Below are 20,163 nucleotides of genomic sequence, written 5' to 3' on the forward strand. Positions count from 1 at the left end.
GGTTCACAGCTTCCCGCCTCTGCCGCCGTCCCGGCGCGGCGGCGCGATGAGCGTGGACAGGTACGGCAGCGCGGAGCCGTCCAGCTCGGCGGCGGGCCGGATGGACTCCTCCGCCAGCCCCAGCGCGGACCCCCACACGGCGTCGTCGACCCGTCCGGCCTCCCGCAGCGCCTCCACGACCGCACCGGCCTGCCGCCCGAACTTGTACGCCACGACCGTCCCCGGACCGCTCAGCGCCTCCTTGAGCACCTCGGCCCCCGCCGTCACCGGCACCAGCGTCAGCGGCTCGGTCCCCTCGGTGAGCACGGCCCCGGAACGGGCGGCGAGGTCCTGCATGGCGGTGATCCCGGGCACGGTCTCGACGACCAGGCCGGGCACCAGCTCGACGAGGGTCTGCGCGAGATAGGTGAACGTCGAATAGACATTCGGATCGCCGATCGTGGCAAAGGCAACCACCCCATGCCCCCGCAGCAACTCGGCCACCGCGTCCCCCGCCGCGTCCCAGGCAGCCTCCCGCCGCCCCCGGTCACTGCGCTCGTTCAGCGCGAAGACGACCCGTACGACCTTCTCCTGGCCGACGTAGTGCAGCACGGTGGCCTCGGCCCGCCCCCGCTCACCGCTGTCCATGACCGGCACCACGACGACATCGGCGGCGCGCAGAGCGTTGACCCCCTTCACGGTCACCAGCTCCGGGTCACCGGGCCCCACCCCGACTCCGATCAGCCTGCTGCTGCTCATGACGTCCGGCACCTCTCCACGAACCTTCGGGCCACACCGGGCTCGGACGCCCAGTGCGTGTGCAGATAACTGGCGTGCACACCCCGCTGTACAAAACCCTCGACACGCGGCCGGGGCGTGCGCACCCCCCAGGCGGGAGCCGCCCCCGCCCCCGGCTCCACCACCGTCCGGTGAAACTCGTGCCCCCGCATACGCGTACCGGCGACGGCCAGCACGCTGTCACTCACGGCGACGGCATCCCGATACCCCAGCGTGAGCCGCTCCGACATCCGCGCCCGCGCGTCCAGCACCCCGCACATGGGCACCCCGTCCAGCTCCCGGCACAGATACAGCAGCCCCGCACACTCGGCAGCCACCGGCCCGCCACGCTCCGCCAGCGCGGCGATGTCCTTCCGCAGCAACTCGTTGGCCGACAACTCCCCGGCGTACACCTCAGGAAACCCACCCCCGACCACCAGCCCGCGCGTCTCCTCGGGCAGCCGCTCGTCCCGAAGCGGATCAAACACCACGACCTCGGCTCCGGCAGCGGCAAGCAGCTCGACATGCTCGGCATAGGAGAAACTGAAGGCGGCCCCACCGGCAACGGCGACCCGGACCCGCACATCCGACGTCTGAGAACGAAGGCCGCCGCGTACTCCCGCTGCCTCGTCGGGCGTTTGGGGACGAAGGCTGTCGCGTACTCCCACTGCCCTGTCGGGCGTTTGGGGACGAAGGTCGTCGCGTACCCCCACCGCCTCGTCCGGTGTCTGGGGACGAAGGCTGTCGCGTACTCCCACTGCCCTGTCGGGCGTTTGGGGACGAAGGTCGTCGCGTACCCCCACCGTCCCGTCCGGTGTCTGAGGACGAAGGTCGGCCCGCACCCCCACCAGCCCGTCCGGCGTTTGAGGACGAGGCCGTTCAGGCCGATGCGGGGGTCCGGGGGCGGCAGCCCCCGAAGGCGGGGTCGAAGGGGCGGCAGCCCCTGGGGACGGGTCGGGCAGGGGCGGCGGGGGCGAGGAAACCAACGCCTCAGCCGCGTCCCACGCCGCACCCGGCAACCCCCCGGCCCCCCGCGCCAACCTCATCAGCCCCTCCAGATCACACCCGTCGGCGACCTGCGCAGCCATCGCAGCGACCGCCGCAACCGCCTCCCCCCGCCGCTCAGCCACCGGCACCAGCCCCAGATGCCGCGACGGCGTACCCACCTGCGCCACCCGCCGCAACACCCCGAACACCGGCACCCCCGAGGCCTCCAGCGCCTCCCGCAGCAACGCCTCGTGCCGGTCCGACCCCACCTTGTTCAGAATCACGCCCCCGACCCGCACCCGCGGATCCCACGACGCGAATCCGTGCACCAGCGCCGCCACCGACCTCGACTGCGACGACGCGTCCACGACCAGCACCACCGGCGCCCGCAGCAGCTTCGCCACCTGAGCCGTGGACGCCAGCTCCCCTTCCCCCGCGGCCCCGTCGTACAGCCCCATCACACCCTCGACGACAGCCAGATCACACCCTCGCGCACCGTGCGCGAACAGCGGACCGATCAGCTCCGGCCCGCACAGATACGCGTCGAGGTTCCGTCCCACCCGCCCGGTCGCGAGCGCGTGGTACCCGGGGTCGATGTAGTCCGGCCCGACCTTGTGCGGGGACACGGCGAGCCCCCGCGCGGCGAAAGCGGCCATCAGCCCCGTCGCGACGGTGGTCTTGCCGCTGCCCGAGGCGGGCGCGGCGATGACCAGCCGGGGCACGGACGAGGACGTCACCACTCGATGCCCCTCTGCCCCTTCTGCCCCGCGTCCATCGGATGCTTGACCTTGGACATGTCGGTGACGAGATCGGCGAAGTCGACGAGTTCCTGGGGCGCGTTCCGTCCGGTGACGACCACGTGCTGGGTCCCCGGACGGTCCCGCAACACGGAGATCACCTCGTCCGTGTCGACCCATCCCCAGTGCATCGGGTACGCGAACTCGTCCAGCACGTACAGCCGGTACGTCTCGGCGGCGAGGTCCCGCTTGACCTGCGCCCAGCCCTCCCGGGCCTTCTCCTCGTTGTCCAGCTGCGCGTCGCGCTGCACCCAGGACCAGCCCTCGCCCATCTTGTGCCAGGCGACGGTCCCGCCCTCCCCGGAGTCCCCGAGGACACGCAACGCCCGCTCCTCGCCGACCTTCCACTTCGCCGACTTGACGAACTGGAACACCCCGATCGGCCACCCCTGGTTCCAGGCCCGCAGCGCGAGCCCGAAGGCGGCGGTGGACTTGCCCTTCCCGACGCCCGTGTGCACGACCACCAACGGCCGGCTACGGCGCTGCCGGGTCGTCAGACCGTCGTCAGGCACCACACTCGGCTGTCCCTGCGGCATTACGCGGCCCTCCTCTGCACGTCCTTGACCAGCCCGGCGATCGAGTCCGCCCGCAGTTCGTCGAGCGTCACCGCCGCACCGCCCAGCTCACCCGCCAACTGCCCGGCGAGCCCCAGCCGCACGGGCCCCGACTCGCAGTCCACGACCACCGAGGCGACCCCGTTGGCGGCGAACAGCCGGGCCGCCCGCCCGGCGAGGGCGACCGGCTCCGGGCCGCCGGTGGCCCGCCCGTCCGTCACCACGACGACCAGCGCCCGCCGCGCCGGATCCCGCAACCGCTCCACCCGCAGCACGTCATGCGCCTTGAGCAGCCCGGCGGCGAGCGGCGTACGCCCGCCCGTCGGCAGCGACTCCAGCCGGGCCGCCGCCGCGTCCACCGACGACGTCGGCGGCAGCGCCACCTCACCCGCCGCCCCCCGGAACGTCACCAGCCCCACCTTGTCCCGCCGCTGATACGCGTCGAGCAGCAGCGACAGCACGGCACCCTTCACGGCGCTCATCCGCTGCCGGGCCGCCATCGACCCGGACGCGTCGACCACGAACAGCACGAGGTTGCCCTCGCGGCCCTCCCGGGTCGCCTGCCGCAGATCGTCCCGGCGGAGCACCAGCCCCGGCCCGGAGCGCCCGCGCGCCCGCTGATGCGGGGCGGCGGCCCGCACGGTCGCCGCCAGGTGCAGCTTGGTCAGGGCGCCGCGCGGCCGTCGCGCACCGGTGGTCCGCCCGTGTTCGGTGCGCGCCCGGGACCGCCGCCCGGCGGCCCCCTCGCCGATCCCCGGCACACTCAGCACCTTGGTGCGAAAGGGCTCGGCGGCCCGTACCGGAGCCTGCTCCCCGCCACCGGCCTGCCGTGGCACGCCGTCGCCCTCGCCGGCCTCGGGCCGGGCGGCACCGCCCGTGCCACCGTCGCCCTGCGGCCCCTCGTCGGGCCGCGGCTGCCCGCCGCCCCCGCCGGGACCGTCCGGATCCGGTTCGCCGTCCTCGGACTCTCCGGACTCTCCGGAGTCTCCGGAGAACTCCTCCAGCGTCCGGTCCAGCTTGTCCTCGTCGAGGCCGGGCGCGTCGAAGGGATTGCGGCGCCTGCGGTGCGGCAGCGCCAGCAACGCGGCCTGCCGTACGTCCTCGGCGAGCACCTCGGTCCGCCCGGCCCACGCGGCCAGCGCGGTCGCCGTCCGGGCCATCACGATGTCGGCGCGCATGCCGTCGACCTCGAAGGCCGCGCAGGTCGCCGCGATCTGCCGCAGCGCCCCGTCGCCCAGCCGCACCGACGGCAGCAACTCCCGCGCCGCCACGATCCGCTGCCGTACGGCGGCCTCCTCGCCGGCCCAACGCGTCGCGAAACCCGCCGGATCGTCGTCGTACGCGAGGCGCCGCCGCACGACCTCGACCCGCTGGTCGGGCTCGCGGGAGGCGGCCACCTCGACCGTGAGGCCGAACCGGTCGAGCAACTGCGGCCGCAGCTCGCCCTCTTCCGGGTTCATCGTCCCGACGAGCAGGAAACGCGCCGCGTGCCGGACCGACACCCCCTCGCGCTCCACGTAGGACGCGCCCATCGCGGCCGCGTCCAGCAGCAGGTCGACCAGGTGGTCGTGGAGGAGGTTGACCTCGTCGACGTAGAGGATGCCCCGGTGCGCGTCGGCCAGCAGACCCGGCTCGAAGGCCTTCACGCCCTCCGCCAGGGCGCGTTCGATGTCGAGCGCGCCCACCAGCCGGTCCTCGGAGGCGCCGACCGGCAGTTCGACCATGCGCGCGGGCCGGGACTCGTAGGCGCCCGGCGGGTGCGGGCCGTCCGGGCAGCCCGGGTCCGGGGCGGCCGGGTCGCAGGAGAAACGGCAGCCGGCTACGACGTCCACGGCCGGCAGCAGCGCCGAGAGGGCGCGTACGGCGGTGCTCTTCGCCGTGCCCTTCTCGCCGCGCACCAGCACTCCGCCGACCGCCGGCGAGACGGCGTTCAGCAGCAGCGCGAGCCGCAGGTCGTCCTGGCCGACGACGGCCGTGAACGGGAACGGGGTGGTCACTGGTCGTCGCCCTCCGAGTTGCCTTCCGAGTTGCCTTCCAGATCGCCTTCGAGCTCCAGGTAGGTGGCGCGCAGCCGTTCCAGGGTGTCCGCGTCCGGCTCGGCCCACAGGCCCCGGTCGGCGGCCTCCAGGAGCCGTTCGGTGATGCCGCGCAGCGCCCACGGGTTCGACTTCTTCATGAAGTCCCGGTTCTCCGCGTCGAAGACGTACTCCGCGCTGAGCTTCTCGTACATCCAGTCGTCCACGACCCCGGCCGTGGCGTCGTACCCGAACAGGTAGTCCACGGTCGCCGCCATCTCGAAGGCCCCCTTGTATCCGTGCCTCCTCATGGCGCTCATCCAGCGGGGGTTGACCACCCGGGCCCGGAAGACGCGGTGCGTCTCCTCGCCCAGGGTCCGGGTCCGCACCTGGTCCGGGGTGGCCGAATCGCCCACGTACGCCTCCGGGTTGGCGCCGGTCAGATGGCGCACCATGGCGACCATGCCGCCGTGGTACTGGAAGTAGTCGTCGGCGTCCACCAGGTCGTGCTCGCGGGTGTCCACGTTCTTCGCGGCGACGGCGATCCGCCTGAACGCGGTCTCCATGTCCCCGCGCGCCGCCCGCCCGTCGAGCCCGCGCCCGTAGGCGTAACCGCCCCACACCGCGTACACCTCGGCGAGGTCGGCGTCGGAGCGCCAGTTGCGGGCGTCGATCAGCGGCAGCAGGCCGGCACCGTACGCGCCCGGCTTGGAGCCGAAGACACGGGCGGTCGCGCGGCGCCGGTCGCCGTGTGCGGCGGTGTCCTCGTCGGCGTGGGCCCGCACGTAGTTGGAGTCGGCCGGCTCGTCCAGCTCGGCGACCGTGCGTACCGCGTCGTCGATCAGTCCGACCACGTGCGGGAACGCGTCCCGGAAGAAGCCGGAGATCCGGACGGTGACGTCGATGCGCGGCCGGCCCAGCCCGGCCAGGGGGATCACCTCGAAGCCGGTGACGCGGCGCGACGCGTCGTCCCAGACCGGACGGCAGCCCAGCAGTGCCAGGATCTCGGCGATGTCGTCGCCCTGGGTGCGCATCGCGGAGGTGCCCCACACCGTCAGGCCGACGGACTTCGGGTAGGCGCCGGTGTCGCTCAGATACCGCTGCACCAGCGAGTCGGCGAGCGACTGGCCGACCTCCCAACTCAGCCGGGAGGGAATGGCCTTGGGGTCGACCGAGTAGAAGTTCCGGCCGGTGGGCAGCACGTTGACCAGGCCACGGGTGGGCGAGCCGGACGGGCCGGCCGGGACGTAACCGCCGTCCAGCGCCTTGAGGATGTGCCCGATCTCGTCCGTGGTCCGCGCGAGCCGCGGCACGACCTCGGTGCAGGCGAACTCCAGCACCGCGACCGCGTCCGGGAGTTCGGTGCCGACGACGTCACGGACGAGGGCGGGGACGGCGCCGGCGTCCCAGTCCCGCGTCTCCATTCCCTCCGCGAGCCGTCGGCACAGCTGCTCCAGCAGGTCGACGGCGTCGGCGGCGGTGCGCGACGGTCCCTCGACCAGGTCCGTCAGTTCGACGGGCACCTTCACGGGAGCGCCGGGCTCCGCCAGCAGCTCCTTCTCGACCAGCCCGAAGTGCGCGGCCAGCGAAGCCCGCAGTCCCGGCAGCGCGTTCGCCTGCCCGCCCCACACCTGCGAGGCGCGCAGCACGGCGAGCACGAGATTGACGCGCGGCTCACCGACCGGGCCGCCGCCGAGAATGTGCAGGCCGTCCCGGATCTGCACGTCCTTGATCTCGCACAGATAGCCGTCGATGTGCATGACGAACTCGTCGAAGTCGCCGTCCTCCGGCTGCTCGTCCACATGCAGGTCGTGGTGCAGCTCGGCCGCCTTGACCAGCGTCCAGATCTGGGCGCGGACCGCCGGTGCCTTCGTCGGGTCCAGATCCGACACCAGCGCGTACTCGTCGAGCAGCTGCTCCAGCCTGGCCAGGTCGCCGTAGGTGTCGGCGCGGGCCATCGGCGGCACCAGGTGGTCGACGACCGTGGCGTGGCCGCGCCGCTTGGCCTGGGTGCCCTCGCCGGGGTCGTTGACGATGAACGGGTAGATCAGGGGCAGTTCACCGAGCACGGCGTCCGGCGCGCAGCCGCCGCTGAGCCCGAGCCCCTTGCCCGGCAGCCACTCCATCGTGCCGTGCTTGCCCATGTGGACGATGGCGTCGGCGCCGAAGCCCCCCTCCGATGCCGGAGCCTCCAGCCACCGGTAGGCCGCCATGTAGTGGTGCGACGGCGGCATGTCGGGATCGTGGTAGATCGCGATCGGGTTCTCCCCGAAGCCGCGCGGCGGCTGGATCATCACGACGACGTTGCCGAACCGGAGGGACGCCAGCACGATGTCGTCCCCGTCGACGTACAGCGAGCCCGGCGGCTCGCCCCACGCCTCCAGCATCCCGTCGCGCAGCCGGGGATCGAGCCTGTCGAACCACGCCCGGTAGTCGGCGAGCGGCACGCGCGCGGGCGCGGCGGCCAGCTGCTCCTCGGTCAGCCACTCGACGTCGTGACCGCCGGCCTCGATGAGCCGGTGGATCAACTCATCGCCGCCCGCCGGGTATTCGGTGAGGCCGTACCCGGCGGCCTTGAGCGCGTCCAGTACCCGCACCGCCGACGCGGGGGTGTCGAGGCCCACCGCGTTGCCGACACGCGAGTGCTTCGTCGGGTACGCGGTGAACACGAGCGCCAGCTTCTTCTCGGCGTTCGCCTTGTGCCTCAACCGCGCGTGCCGTACGGCGATCCCGGCCACCCTTGCGGCCCGCTCGGGGTCGGCGACGTACACCGGGACGTCGGCTCCGTCGTCATCGACCCGCTCCTTGAAGGAGAACGGCACGGTGACGAGCCGGCCGTCGAACTCCGGGATCGCGACCTGCATCGCCGCGTCCATCGGGGAGAGCGCGGCGTCCGAAGCGTCCCAGGCCTCCCGTGACGAGGTCAGGCAGAGCCCTTGCAGCACGGGCACATCGAGGTCCGCGAGCGCCCCGATGTCCCACGCCTCCTCGTCGCCGCCCGCCGAGGCCTGCGCGGCATGCGTGCCGCCGGCGGCGAGGACGGTGGCGACCAGGGAGTCGGCCCCGGCGAGGATCTCGTACAGTCCCGCGTCCGCGCCGCGCAGCGAACCGCAGTACACGGGAAGGGCGTTGGCGCCGCGCGCCTCGATCGCCCGGCACAGCGTGTCCACGAAGGCGGTGTTGCCGCTGAGCTCATGGGCCCGGTAGAAGAGCACGCCCACGGTCGGGCGGCCGTCGACCCGTTCGTACGAGCCGTGGACGCCGTACTCCGGCATCTTCCGCGGCCCGGCGAACCCCTCGCCGGTCAGCAGCACGGTGTCGGAGAGGAACCGGGCCAGCTCGGTGAGGTTGGCGGGGCCGCCCTCGACGAGGTACCTGAGCGCCTCGGCGACCACCCCCGCCGGCACCGACGACTCCGCCATCAACTCCGCGTCCGGCACGGCCTCGCCGCCGAGCAGCACGGTCGGGATCCCGGCGGCCTTCAGCGCGGCGAGCCCGTCCTCCCAGGCACGCTTGCCGCCGAGCAGCCGTACGACGGCGATGTCCGCGCCGTCGATCAGCGCGGGCAGCTCCGCCGCGGCGTCGAGGCGCGTCGGATTGCCGATCCGGTAGTCGGCACCGGAGGCGGCCCGGGCCGCCAGCAGATCGGTGTCCGCGGTCGACAACAACAACACAGTGCTCATGCGGGCGCTCCCGGTGGGATGAAAGGCAGTCCTTGCGGCGCGCCCGACTCGATGAGCCGCCAGAGCGCGTCCGTGTCCGCGTGCTGTTCGATCAGGTCGCCGAGCCGGTCGAGCCGTTCCTCGCGCAGCGCGGCGAACGAGGTGTCGGGGGCCGGCACGAACCGGCGGCCCGCGGCGGCCGCCACCTCGCGCAGGAAGGCCCGGCGGAAGCCGTCCGACTCCAGGGAGCCGTGCCAGTGCGTGCCCCAGGTCTGCCCGACCCGGCACCCGTCGAGGAAGGCCTCGCCCCCGGTCACCTCGGCCACCCCGTGATGGATCTTGTACCCCTCGACCCGCTCGCCGAGGGCCTCCCCGACGGGCCGGGTCAGCGTCTTCTCCCGGGCGAACCGGACGCGCACCGGCAGCACCCCGAGCCCGTCGACCCGACCCCGGCGGCTCTCGACGTCGTCCTCGATGTACTCACCGAGGATCTGGAAGCCACCGCAGACACCGAGCACGGGCCGCTGCTCGGCGGCCCGGCGCCGCAGCGCCTGCGCGAGCCCCCGCTCGTGCAGCCACTCCAGGGCCCGGACCGTCCCCCGGGTCCCCGGAACCACCACGAGATCGGCGTCGGCCAGCTCCTCCGGCCTGTCCACGAACCGCACCACGACGCCCGGTTCGGCGGCCAGCGCGTCCACGTCCGTGAAGTTGGACATCAGCGGGATCGCACAGACGGCGACCCGCAGCACGTCCTCCCCGACGGGCGGGGCCGTGTCCGACTCCGGGGCGGTCCCGCGCACGGAGCCACTTCCCCGTGCCCGGCTTGGCTCGCGCGGAGGGACCCCCATCCCGTCCTCCTCGTCGATCCCGAGCCCGTGCCGGAAGGGCAGGACGCCGTAGGTGTGCCGCCCGGTGAGCCCGTGCAGCATGCCGAGACCCGGCTCCAGCAGGGAGACATCCCCCCGGAACTTGTTGACGAGGAACCCGGCGACGAGTTCCTGGTCCTCCGGTGAGAGCAGGGCGACGGTGCCGAAGAACGACGCGAACACGCCCCCGCGGTCGATGTCCCCGACCACGAGCACGGGCAGCCCGGCATTCCGGGCGATCCCCATGTTCACGATGTCGGTCCGGCGCAGGTTGATCTCCGCCGGACTGCCCGCTCCCTCACAGATCACCGCGTCATACGTGCCCCGCAACTCGGCGAGACAGTCGAGCACGGTCCCGAGCAGCCTCTGCTGCCGCCCGCCGTGATAGCCACGCGCACTCAGCTCGCCGACCGGTTTGCCGAGCAGCACGACCTGACTGCTCTGCTCGCCGCCGGGCTTGAGCAGCACCGGGTTCATGAGCGCGGTCGGCTCCACCCGGCAGGCCTGCGCCTGCATGGCCTGCGCCCGCCCGATCTCGGCCCCTTCACGCGTCACGAACGAATTGAGGGACATGTTCTGCGCCTTGAACGGCGCGACTTTCACACCCTGCCGTACCAGCCACCGGCAGATACCGGCGGTGACCACACTCTTCCCGGCATCGGAGGTGGTACCGGCCACGAGAAGACCGCCGTTGTTCATGACGCCCTTCCCGGGCGCGATCCGCGCAGCAGGGCCGCCGCCGCACTCACCCCCAACGCCAGCCACCCCACCCGCCGCGACAGGCGCACCGCCCGATCGATGTCAGCGACTTCCACAGCCCGCCCCTCCTCGTTCAGCACCGGCCGATGCTCGACTCGCCCCCCGTACGACAACGTCCCCCCGAGCCGCACGCCCAACGCCCCCGCGAACGACGCCTCCACGGGCCCCGCGTTGGGACTCGGATGCTTCGCCGCGTCGGCCCGCCAGGCCCGTACCGCTCCCTCGGGGTCGCTTCCGGACACCGCGGCCAGCACGGCGGTGAGCCGCGCCCCCGGCCACCCGGCCACGTCGTCCAGCCGCGCGGAAGCCCATCCGTACCGGCGGTAGCGGGGCGACTTGTGCCCCACCATGGCGTCCAGGGTGTTCACGGCCCGGAACCCGAGCAGCCCCGGCACGCCCCCCACGGCCCCCCACACCAGCGCCCCGACGACCGCGTCGCTCGTGTTCTCGGCGACGGACTCCACGACCGCCCGTGCGATCCCGTCGGCGTCCAGGGCCTGCGGATCCCGTCCGCACAGATGCGGCAGCCGCGCACGGGCCGCCTCGACGTCTCCCGCCTCCAGGGCCCGCCCGACGGCGCGGGCCTCACGAGCGAGCGAAGTGCCGCCGACCACGGCCCAGGTGGCCGCGCCGGTGAGGGCCACGGACGCGACGGTGGACGGTCGTACGATCCGCTGGGCCACGGCGCCCAGCGCCACGGCGCCGCCGGCGCACACGGCGGTGTGCAGCGCGCCCCACCCGCGGTGGTCCCGCCACAGCACCCGCTCCACGGCCCCGGCCGCCCGGCCGAACACGGCGACCGGATGCCCCCGGCGCGGATCGCCGAGCAGCAGATCACCGAGAAGGCCGGCGGCGGCGCCGTACGCGAAGACGCGATCGGCACCCATCGGCTCAGCCGGCCGCGGGGTGGGGGAGGGGGCGGGTACTGAACCTCGAACGGCGGCCGCGCATGGCTATATGTCCTCACTCAGGGTGTCCACGCCCTGGTTCGACGAGACCGGCGGTGAGAGTTCCTGGCTCCCGGGGACTGCTCCCCGGTGACAGTGGCGGGACCGCGCCGGATTCACACCGGCTTCCTCCCTTGCCGCCGTACATGGCTCCGGAAGTCCACCACGCCCCTGGAAGACCCGTCAACCTGGCGTTGACCTGGGAGGGGAGTGTGTGGGAAGACCCACACCGGGTGTTCAGCGAGGCCGGTGGGGCATGCCGAAGGCTCCTCTCCGAGCGTTGGAGAGGAGCCTTCCCGGCGCGCGCGAGACCCTGTGGGGTCAGGCCTTCGCCACGATCAGGTGGATGCCGTACGCCACGGCGGCCGCGCAGCCGGCGAAGCAGAGGTAGGCGGCCGTCGCGGCCAGGGCCGCGGAGTTGCCCTGGGCGGTGGCGCGTTCGCGGGCGGACAGTCCCTTGATGCCGAGGGTGAACAGGGCCACCAGGCCCACCGTGACCACGAGGCTGACGCCGAAGACGGAGCCGATGGCTGCCCAGTCGATGTTCATGTCGCTTCTTCCTCGGGGTCAGACGGTGGCGGCCGGGTCGGTCGCGGGAGCGGCGGGGGCCGGGGTGGGGAGGGTGGCCGGGGCGGGGATGGTGGCGGTGAGGTCGTCGGTGACCGGGCCGGCGGGCGGCGGCGTCACGGCGGCGATCGCCGTGGTCACCACGCCGGCCGGCTCGTCGGCATCGGTGTCGTTGACGTTGCCGCTGTGCACGACCTCGCGGCGGGACAGCTTCCAGATCGCGGCGCTGGCGGCCACCAGGAAGACGGCGACGAGCGCGGTGCCCCAGCCGCCGAGGCCCGTCACGGACTCGGCGAGCGCGCCGACCAGCGCGGCGGCCGGGAGGGTGAGCAGCCAGGCGACGGCCATCCGGGTCGCGGTGGACCAGCGGACCGCGCCGCCCTTGCGGCCGAGGCCCGCGCCCATCACGGAACCGGAGACGACGTGCGTGGTGGAGAGGGAGAAGCCGAGGTGCGAGGAGGCCAGGATGGCGGTGGCCGCGCTGGTCTGGGCGGCGAAGCCCTGCTGCGGCTGGAGGTCGGTCAGGCCCTTGCCCATGGTGCGGATGATCCGCCAGCCGCCGATGTAGGTGCCGAGCGCGATGGCGAGGCCGGCGGAGAGGATGACCCAGGTGGGAGGGTTGGAGCCGGGGGCTATGGAACCGCCCGCGATCAGCGCGAGGGTGATGATGCCCATCGTCTTCTGCGCGTCGTTGGTGCCGTGCGCGAGCGAGACCAGTCCGGCGGAGGCGATCTGGCCGGCACGGAAGCCCTTGCGGGTGGCGTTGTCGTCGGCGTTCTTGCCGATCGCGTAGGAGAGCCGGGTGGAGAGCATCGCCGCGAGGCCCGCGACCACGGGGGCGGCGACCGCCGGGAGCAGGACCTTGGTGACGAGCACGTCGCCGTGGACCGCGCCGAAGCCGGCGGAGGCGACGGTGGCGCCGATCAGGCCGCCCATGAGGGCGTGCGAGGAACTGGACGGCAGACCCACCAGCCAGGTCACGAGGTTCCAGAGGATGGCGCCGACCAGCGCGGCGAAGATGACCTCGGGACGAATGCCGTTCTCGTCGACGAGACCCTTGGAGATCGTGTTGGCGACCTCGACGGAGAGGAAAGCGCCCACGAGGTTGAGCGCGGCGGACATGGTCACCGCGATCTTGGGCTTGAGTGCGCCGGTCGAGATGGTCGTGGCCATCGCGTTGGCGGTGTCGTGGAAACCGTTCGTGAAATCGAACGCGAGTGCGGTGACCACCACAATCGCGAGGATCAGCGAGAAGCTTTCCATTTACCCAGGCAATCTTTCGAAGTCATTGGTTGTTGGACCGTAAGCAACCTGGATGAACGGAAGGTGAACTGAGGCAGTCGCGAGGGTGTATGGAATCCGCTTCGGAGGGCTGTTCGGAGGGTTGAGGGCGGGGCGGGGCCTGTCCGCGGTCCTGTTGAAGAGATTCTGGTCACCCGGCAGCGTTCCCGCGTCCGCCGGGCCGCACGAGGTACGCGGCCTGCCGGGTGCCCGACGGCTTGTCCGGCGGGGCGAGGTGGTACGCGCGCCTTGATGTATACGAACCGCGCGCCCTTCGCCCTGGTGCTCGGCCGGCCGGCCGTCCCGTCCTCGGCGATCTTCAGCCGAGCCGTGACACGGACCCGTTTGGGATGATTCACGGCCTACCGGATTCGGGACGTCCGGCCGAAAGTGCACTGCCGCGCGGGCCGGTTGGGCTGCCGCCTGACAGGATCGGGCCATGGCTGAGCAGCGACGGGGCGAGCGTGACGGACGGGACGGGCAGGCCGGCGCACCAGGTGTGTCGGAGCCGCGACAGCGGGATGTGCGCGCGGAGGAGGCGGACGCCTGGCGTGAACTCGTCGCCACGGCCCGCCGCACCGTGTCCGACGGACTCGTCGTCGGCACCTCCGGCAACGTCTCGGTCCGCGTCGGCGACACCGTGCTGGTCACGCCGTCGGGCGTGCCGTACGACCGGCTCACCCCGGACGACGTGACCGGCGTCGACCTCCTCGGCCGTCAGGTGCTCGGCACCCTGGTCCCGACCAGCGAACTGCCGATGCACCTCGCGGTCTACAGCAGCACCGACGCCGGGGCCGTAGTCCACACCCACGCTCTCCACGCGACGGCCGTCTCCACGCTCGTCCCCGAACTCCCGGCGATCCACTACATGTCCGCCGCCCTCGGCGGCGCCGTCCGGGTTGCCCCGTACGCGATGTACGGCACCGACGAGTTGGCCGAGAACATGCTCCGCGCCCTGACCGACCGCTCCGGCTGCCTCCTGCAGAACCACGGCACGATCACCTACGGCACCACCCTGACCCAGGCCTATGACCGCACCGCCCAGCTGGAGTGGATGTGCCACCTGTGGCTGACGGCGTCCTCGGTGCCCGGCCTGTCCCCGAGCCTGCTGGCCCCGCACCAGATCACGGAGGTCGCGGAGCGGCTGCGGGGGTACGGGCAGCGACGGCGCTGAGCCCGTCCGGCGAGCCGCGCTCCCGCGAGCCCGTCCTCCGCTCCGCTGGCCACCGTCGGCGTACGCCCCGACACTGGACAGGTGCACCCAGTCAAAGTCACGGCCGCCGCCGTCGGTGCCGTACTCGCCGCCGGTGCGGCCGGCGTGGCCGCCGGCCGGTACGCCAGTGACGCCGCGCTGAAGGCACCGCCCGGCCGGCCTCTGCCCACCGAACCCCGGCTCACCGTGCACGGCACCGCGGCCGGCCGCATCACCCTCACCCGCGACCTCGCCTCGCTGCGGCCCGGCGTCTACGGCCTGGCCGGCGACGGCTCGCACGCGGTCGTCGGCGCCGTCCTGGACTCCGCCGCGCACACCGCCGACACCGTGGTGCGACGGCTGGAGCGGGTGACCCACGGCACCTTCGAGGCCGGCGACAACGTCTGGCTCACCGCCAACGTCCACGTCGGCAACCCGGGCACGGCCCTGGGCCTGGAGTACGCCGACGTGGACGTGCCCGGCGAACTCGGCCCGCTGCCCGCCTGGTTCCTGCCCGGCCACCGGGACACCTGGGTGATCGCCGTGCACGGCCTCGGCACCACCCGCGAGCACCCCATGAACGTCATGGCCTTCCTGCACGCCCGGCGCCTGCCGGTGCTCGCCCTCGCCTACCGCGGCGACCTCGGCGCCCCACGCCCTCCGGACGGCCTGAACCACCTGGGCGAGAGCGAGTGGCGCGACCTGGACGCGGCGATCCGCTACGCCCTCCGCTACGGCGCCCGCCGCGTCGTCCTGTACGGCTGGTCCACCGGCGCCACCATGGCGCTGCGCGCCGCCGCCCACTCGGCGCTGCGCGAGCGGATCTCCGGGCTGGTCCTGGACTCCCCGGTGCTCAGCTGGGAAGCCACCCTGCGCGCCCTCGCCCAGGCCCGGCACACCCCCGAGCCCCTGCTGCCGCTCGCGGTGCGCGCCGCCCAGGGCCGCGCCCGCCTGCACGCCGACCACGCCGCCGAGCCCGTCGACCCGGAACACCTCAGCGTGCCCGCCCTGATCGTGCACGGCCCGGACGACACCGTGGCCCCCTGGGTGTACTCCCGCAGACTCGCCGCGCGACGCCCCGACCGGGTGGCCCTGCACACCGTCCCGGACGCCCCGCACGGCGCGATGTGGAACGCCGACCCGGAGGAGTACGAGGAACGGCTGCGCCGGTTCCTCACGCCCCTGATGTGAGGCTCCCCGGTGAGTGCGCCTCCCCGCCATGTGCGCTCGCGTGCGCTCCTCGGCGTGCGCTGCCCTGACGCCTGGGCCCCTGCGCACGCCCCCTTGCCTCCGACAGCACCCTCCGATTCGCCTCCGATGTGATTCTTCCCGCACCCGCCGGCCCTTCCCTTCCGCGTCCCGGCGTCTCCTCGCCCCAAGCCGGAGCCCCTGATTCCGGCCGGTTCCGGAGGTTCCGTTTAAGGCCGTACCACTGGCCTGAACATGTCTCCCCGCCTCCCCTTGCACCCCGTGCGTTGGCCAGCCCTGTCGCCCGCCGTGACATTCCGTTTGGGTTTTCGGACCGTCAACCGGAAGACTGCACCCGTGACGTCCCGTATCCCGCGCGACTCAAGGCTCCGACTTGTCCGAACGCGACCCCTGGCCGCAGCCCCCCGAGCAATGAACCAGCGGCCCGCGCGCCGCCCCGCACCCCGCCCGCCGGAGGGCACCCCGGCACCCGCGGAGCTGGCCAGAATGGCACGCTCCCGCCTGGCCGGCGCGGCCCGCGTCGCCCACTGGGCGGACGCCGCCCTCGGGCCCGGCAGCGACGGTGCGACTGCTGACGGCAAGGCCACCCTCTCCGACGCGTCCGCCGAACGCGCCTCCGAGGACCTGGGCCTGACCGTCGCTCAGGTCCTCGCCGACTGGGACACCGCCCGCCTCGCCGGCCTGGTCGAGGTGCACGGCGACAGCGCACGCCCCGGCTGGCGCCTGCGCGCCTGGGACCGCGACGACAGCGCCGTGCTGCGCGGCTGGGTCGCCCTCTTCGACGCGTGGTCGCTCGCTCACCCCGAGCCCGCGGAGTTCGAGCCGGCCGCCGTCGCCGAGGTCGTCTCGGCCATGCCCCAGGTGCTCTCCTTCCTCCAGCTGTCCGCCGGTCCCGTCCCGGTCGAGCAACTCCTGGACCTGCTGGGACAGCGGGTCACCGAACTGCGCACCGAGCGCTGCGAGGTCCCCTACGACACGGAGCACGGCACCGGGACCGCCAAGCCCCTCGCCGCCCTGCGCTCCGCCGACGCCGCCCAGGCCGACCGCGCGGCGGCCGAGGACCCGGCCCCGGCCGACGAGGCCGAGCTCGCCCCCCTCCTCGACTGGTCCCTGCACGCACTCGCCTCGGTCGGCGCGCTGACCTACGGCGACGGCCAGGCCACCCTCACCCCGCTGGGCAGCTGGGCGGTCTGGGTCAAGCTGGAGCAGATCTGCGTCGCCGCGCAGAGCCCCGCCGGGAACATCGAGGTCGCCGCCGAGGAGATGCTGCGCGGCTGCGCCCAACTGCGCCCCAACGCGGCCCGCGCCGAGTACCGCGCGTGGCTCGCCGCCCGTCCCGTCGGCGGCGCCGTCACCGAACTCGTCGACGCCGCCCGCGGCGAGGACGCCCTGCTGCGCGGCCTCGCCTTCGAGGCGCTGCGGGTCGTCGGCGCCCCCGCCGAACCGGACGTCCGCGCGGTCGTCGACGAGCCGACCCTGCGGCCGTACGCCCTGCTCTGGCTGGCCGAGCACGACGGGATCGACCCCGAGGACGCGCACGAGGTGCTCACCCGGGAAGAGGCGACCTGGCTCTGGGTGGACACGGCCGCCGCGGTCGCCGACCACGGTGAGGCACCGCTGCTCGTCCGCCACCTGGAGTCGGCGCTGCAACCCACCGTCCCCGCCCTGCTCGACGAGGTGCGCGCGGTCGGCCACCCGCGCACCGTGCAGGTCCTGGTCGCGCTCGCCGCCGCCCACCCCGACCCGGCACTGGCCAAAGCCGTCCGCCGGGCCGCCTTCCAGGTGCACACCGGCGGTTAGCGGCAGGGGCGGATCAGGCGGCTATCTCCGGGGCGTAGGTGCCGAAGCTCCAGATGTTGCCCTCGACGTCCCGGGCCATGTAGTCCCGCGAGCCGTAGTCCTGGTCCGTCGGGGGCATCAGGATCTCGGCGCCGTGGTCCGCGGCACGCTGGTGGTGTGCGTCGACGTCGTCCACGACGATGTACACCCCGGTCGGGCCCGCGCCCTCCAGCGCCGCGTCGAGCCGGCCGCCGCGGCCCTTGGAGCCCAGCATGATCGCGCCGTTGCCCTGCACCAGCTCGGCGTGGAGCACCATGCCGTCCTCGCCCTCGTACACCGACAGTTCGGTGAAGCCGAAGGCCTCCGTCAGCTGCTTGATCGCCGCCTGTGCGTCCGTGTACAACAGCGACGGATAGATGCTCGGCCGCCCGCCACTCGTGCCCGCCATCCCGATCACTCCTCTTGTGTCGGCCCCCGAAAGCCGTCGTTCCGGCCTGGTCCCCAGTCTTGCACCCGGCACCGACAACGCCCCGAGCCCGCACCGTCGTTGCAGGTCAACAACTCGGCGGGAGGTGCCGCAGCGGGCCATCTCCCCGTTCGGGCACCCCTGGCCGCGCGTTCCGCCCCGGACGTGCCGTACGTCACGGGCCCGCCCCGCTGGTCGCCCAGCCCTGCGCGCACGGCGCCCGGACCGCGCAGCTCGTCGCCGTGGACGACCTGGGCGGAATCGCTCCGCACCGCGCACCGCTGGGCATTGACCCGCCCGGTGTGGGCCGTCCCGGACACCCGCGCACCGAAAAAGCTCTTGCGCCGCCCCGTTAGACTTGGCCCATGGCCATTCTCCTCGCGCATTAGACGGCGGGAACGTCCTCAGCCGCCCACCCGTCAAAAACCCGTACGCCCTGGAGTCTGTCCGTGATCTCCGCCTCCGGTATCGAGCTGCGCGCCGGTGCCCGCATCCTCATCGAGAACGCCACCTTCCGCGTCGCCAAGGGCGACCGCATCGGTCTGGTCGGCCGCAACGGCGCGGGCAAGACCACCCTCACCAAGGTCCTGGCCGGTGACGGCATCCCCGCCGCGGGCACCGTCACCCGCTCCGGCGAGGTCGGCTACCTCCCGCAGGACCCCCGCACCGGCGACCTCGACGTCCTCGCCCGCGACCGCATCCTCTCCGCGCGCGGCCTCGACGTCCTGATCCGCAAGATGCGCGAGAACGAGCAGCGCATCGCCAACGGCCAGGGCGCCACCCGGGAGAAGGCGCTCAGGCAGTACGAGCGCCAGGAGACCGAGTTCCTCACCAAGGGCGGGTACGCCGCCGAGGCCGAGGCCGCCACCATCGCCGCCGCGCTCAACCTGCCCGACCGGGTGCTCGGCCAGCCCCTGCACACGCTCTCCGGCGGTCAGCGCCGCCGTATCGAGCTGGCCCGCATCCTGTTCTCCGACGCGGACACCCTGCTGCTCGACGAGCCCACCAACCACCTGGACGCGGACTCGATCGTCTGGCTGCGCGACTACCTGAAGACCTACCGCGGCGGCTTCATCGTGATCTCCCACGACGTCGACCTGGTCGAGACGGTCGTCAACAAGGTCTTCTACCTGGACGCCAACCGCTCCCAGATCGACGTCTACAACATGGGCTGGAAGCTCTACCAGCAGCAGCGCGAGGCCGACGAGAAGCGCCGCAAGCGCGAGCGCGCCAACGCCGAGAAGAAGGCCGCCGCGCTGCACTCCCAGGCCGACAAGATGCGGGCCAAGGCCACCAAGACGGTCGCCGCGCAGAACATGGCCCGCCGCGCCGACAAGCTGCTGGCCGGCCTGGACGCCGTCCGGGTCTCCGACAAGGTCGCCAAGCTCCGCTTCCCGGAGCCCGCGCCCTGCGGCAAGACCCCGCTGACCGCCGAGGGCCTGTCGAAGTCGTACGGCTCGCTGGAGATCTTCACCGACGTCGACCTGGCCATCGACAAGGGCTCCCGGGTCGTCATCCTGGGCCTCAACGGCGCCGGCAAGACCACCCTGCTGCGGCTGCTCGGCGGCGTCGAGCAGCCCGACACCGGCGAGGTGATCCAGGGCCACGGCCTCAAGCTCGGCTACTACGCCCAGGAGCACGAGACCCTGGACCCGGACCGCACGGTCCTGGAGAACATGCGCTCGGCCGCGCCCGACATGGACCTCGTCGAGGTCCGCAAGGTGCTGGGCTCGTTCCTGTTCTCCGGTGACGACGTCGACAAGCCGGCCGGGGTCCTCTCCGGCGGCGAGAAGACCCGCCTCGCCCTCGCCACCCTGGTCGTCTCCTCCGCGAACGTCCTGCTCCTCGACGAGCCGACCAACAACCTCGACCCCGCCAGCCGCGAGGAGATCCTCGGCGCCCTGCGCACCTACAAGGGCGCGGTGGTCCTCGTCACCCACGACGAGGGCGCCGTGGAGGCGCTCCAGCCCGAGCGGATCATCCTGCTGCCCGACGGCGTCGAGGACCTGTGGGGCGCCGGCTACGCGGACCTCGTCGCCCTCGCCTGAGCGCCGATCCCGTCGCCGTCGTTTGATCGAATGCCTGATCCACTGGCTATGGATCATTCGGCCTATCGGTGATCCATCATCTGTGTGAGATCTCCTCGTATCGAGGTGTGTCCTACATCGATTTCGCGGCCGACCCCTTTGTCGACAAGGGGTCGGCCGCTTTCTGTGTCTGACCTGGCACTTCGCGGAAGAACCCGTTCGGCCGCACGGATGACCCACGACGGAATCACAGGTTCCGGATGTGGGGATGCGCTCCTGTCGTCACAACGATGTCTCAC

General features: G+C 72.9%; 13 protein-coding genes, 1 pseudogene and 1 riboswitch. Of the genes and pseudogenes, 4 read left to right on the top strand and 10 right to left on the bottom strand.

Annotation, left to right across the window (positions count from 1 at the left end):
• Positions 1–3 precede the first annotated feature (3 nt).
• From cobI to AB0P24_RS19120, 9 genes and pseudogenes are all read right to left on the bottom strand, one after another.
• On the bottom strand, positions 4–750 hold the full coding sequence (cobI, locus tag AB0P24_RS19080) for a precorrin-2 C(20)-methyltransferase (RefSeq protein WP_365795390.1): 747 nt from the start codon (positions 748–750) through the stop codon (positions 4–6).
• Positions 735–2,477: pseudogene (locus tag AB0P24_RS19085) on the bottom strand (cobyrinate a,c-diamide synthase); the annotation flags it as partial. The gene cobI and the pseudogene AB0P24_RS19085, both read right to left, overlap by 16 nt.
• Positions 2,477–3,076: a cob(I)yrinic acid a,c-diamide adenosyltransferase gene (gene cobO, locus AB0P24_RS19090; protein ID WP_365795392.1), complete on the bottom strand. Its 600-nt coding sequence runs from the start codon at positions 3,074–3,076 to the stop codon at positions 2,477–2,479. The pseudogene AB0P24_RS19085 and the gene cobO, both read right to left, overlap by 1 nt.
• Positions 3,076–5,091 carry a putative cobaltochelatase gene (locus AB0P24_RS19095; RefSeq protein WP_365795394.1) on the bottom strand — a complete coding sequence of 672 codons (2,016 nt, stop codon included), beginning with the start codon at positions 5,089–5,091 and terminating at the stop codon, positions 3,076–3,078. The genes cobO and AB0P24_RS19095 overlap by 1 nt, the downstream gene beginning before the upstream one ends.
• The gene (gene cobN, locus AB0P24_RS19100) at positions 5,088–8,792 is read right to left on the bottom strand and encodes a cobaltochelatase subunit CobN (protein WP_365795396.1); all 3,705 of its coding nucleotides are present in this window, start codon (positions 8,790–8,792) and stop codon (positions 5,088–5,090) included. The genes AB0P24_RS19095 and cobN overlap by 4 nt, the downstream gene beginning before the upstream one ends.
• Positions 8,789–10,336: a cobyric acid synthase gene (locus tag AB0P24_RS19105; RefSeq protein ID WP_365795398.1), complete on the bottom strand. Its 1,548-nt coding sequence runs from the start codon at positions 10,334–10,336 to the stop codon at positions 8,789–8,791. The genes cobN and AB0P24_RS19105 overlap by 4 nt, the downstream gene beginning before the upstream one ends.
• Entirely contained in the window at positions 10,333–11,283 is a 951-nt protein-coding gene (locus AB0P24_RS19110; protein WP_365795400.1) for a cobalamin biosynthesis protein, read from the bottom strand. Before AB0P24_RS19110 ends, AB0P24_RS19105 begins: the two co-directional genes overlap by 4 nt.
• Before the next feature lie 99 nt (positions 11,284–11,382).
• Positions 11,383–11,524, bottom strand: a riboswitch (cobalamin riboswitch).
• A gap of 140 nt (positions 11,525–11,664) precedes the next feature.
• Positions 11,665–11,892: a hypothetical protein gene (locus AB0P24_RS19115; RefSeq protein ID WP_234539637.1), complete on the bottom strand. Its 228-nt coding sequence runs from the start codon at positions 11,890–11,892 to the stop codon at positions 11,665–11,667.
• An 18-nt stretch (positions 11,893–11,910) separates the two neighbouring features.
• Positions 11,911–13,173 (bottom strand): inorganic phosphate transporter, encoded by a 1,263-nt coding sequence (locus AB0P24_RS19120; protein ID WP_365795402.1) that lies wholly within the window; start codon positions 13,171–13,173, stop codon positions 11,911–11,913.
• Between the two features lie 457 nt (positions 13,174–13,630).
• On the opposite strand from AB0P24_RS19120, the gene AB0P24_RS19125 reads away from it, so the two are divergent.
• The 3 genes from AB0P24_RS19125 (at position 13,631) to AB0P24_RS19135 (ending at position 17,392) form a co-directional block, all read left to right on the top strand.
• A complete protein-coding gene (locus AB0P24_RS19125) occupies positions 13,631–14,365 on the top strand; it encodes a class II aldolase/adducin family protein (RefSeq protein ID WP_365795404.1) in 735 nt (244 codons plus the stop codon).
• An 81-nt stretch (positions 14,366–14,446) separates the two neighbouring features.
• Positions 14,447–15,574: an alpha/beta fold hydrolase gene (locus AB0P24_RS19130; protein WP_365795406.1), complete on the top strand. Its 1,128-nt coding sequence runs from the start codon at positions 14,447–14,449 to the stop codon at positions 15,572–15,574.
• Positions 15,575–16,003: 429 nt separating this feature from the next.
• Positions 16,004–17,392 (top strand): hypothetical protein, encoded by a 1,389-nt coding sequence (locus tag AB0P24_RS19135; RefSeq protein ID WP_365795408.1) that lies wholly within the window; start codon positions 16,004–16,006, stop codon positions 17,390–17,392.
• Positions 17,393–17,405: 13 nt separating this feature from the next.
• On the opposite strand, the gene AB0P24_RS19140 is transcribed toward AB0P24_RS19135, so the two are convergent.
• Complete coding sequence (locus AB0P24_RS19140) at positions 17,406–17,819, bottom strand: VOC family protein (protein ID WP_365795410.1); 414 nt, start codon at positions 17,817–17,819, stop codon at positions 17,406–17,408.
• Between the two features lie 467 nt (positions 17,820–18,286).
• Between AB0P24_RS19140 and AB0P24_RS19145 the strand changes: the two genes are divergently transcribed.
• Entirely contained in the window at positions 18,287–19,885 is a 1,599-nt protein-coding gene (locus tag AB0P24_RS19145; RefSeq protein ID WP_365795412.1) for an ABC-F family ATP-binding cassette domain-containing protein, read from the top strand.
• The last annotated feature ends 278 nt before the right edge of the window (positions 19,886–20,163 follow it).

Source organism: Streptomyces sp. NPDC086519 (genome assembly GCF_040686075.1).
In the GTDB taxonomy this organism is placed as follows: Bacteria; Actinomycetota; Actinomycetes; order Streptomycetales; family Streptomycetaceae; genus Streptomyces; species Streptomyces shenzhenensis.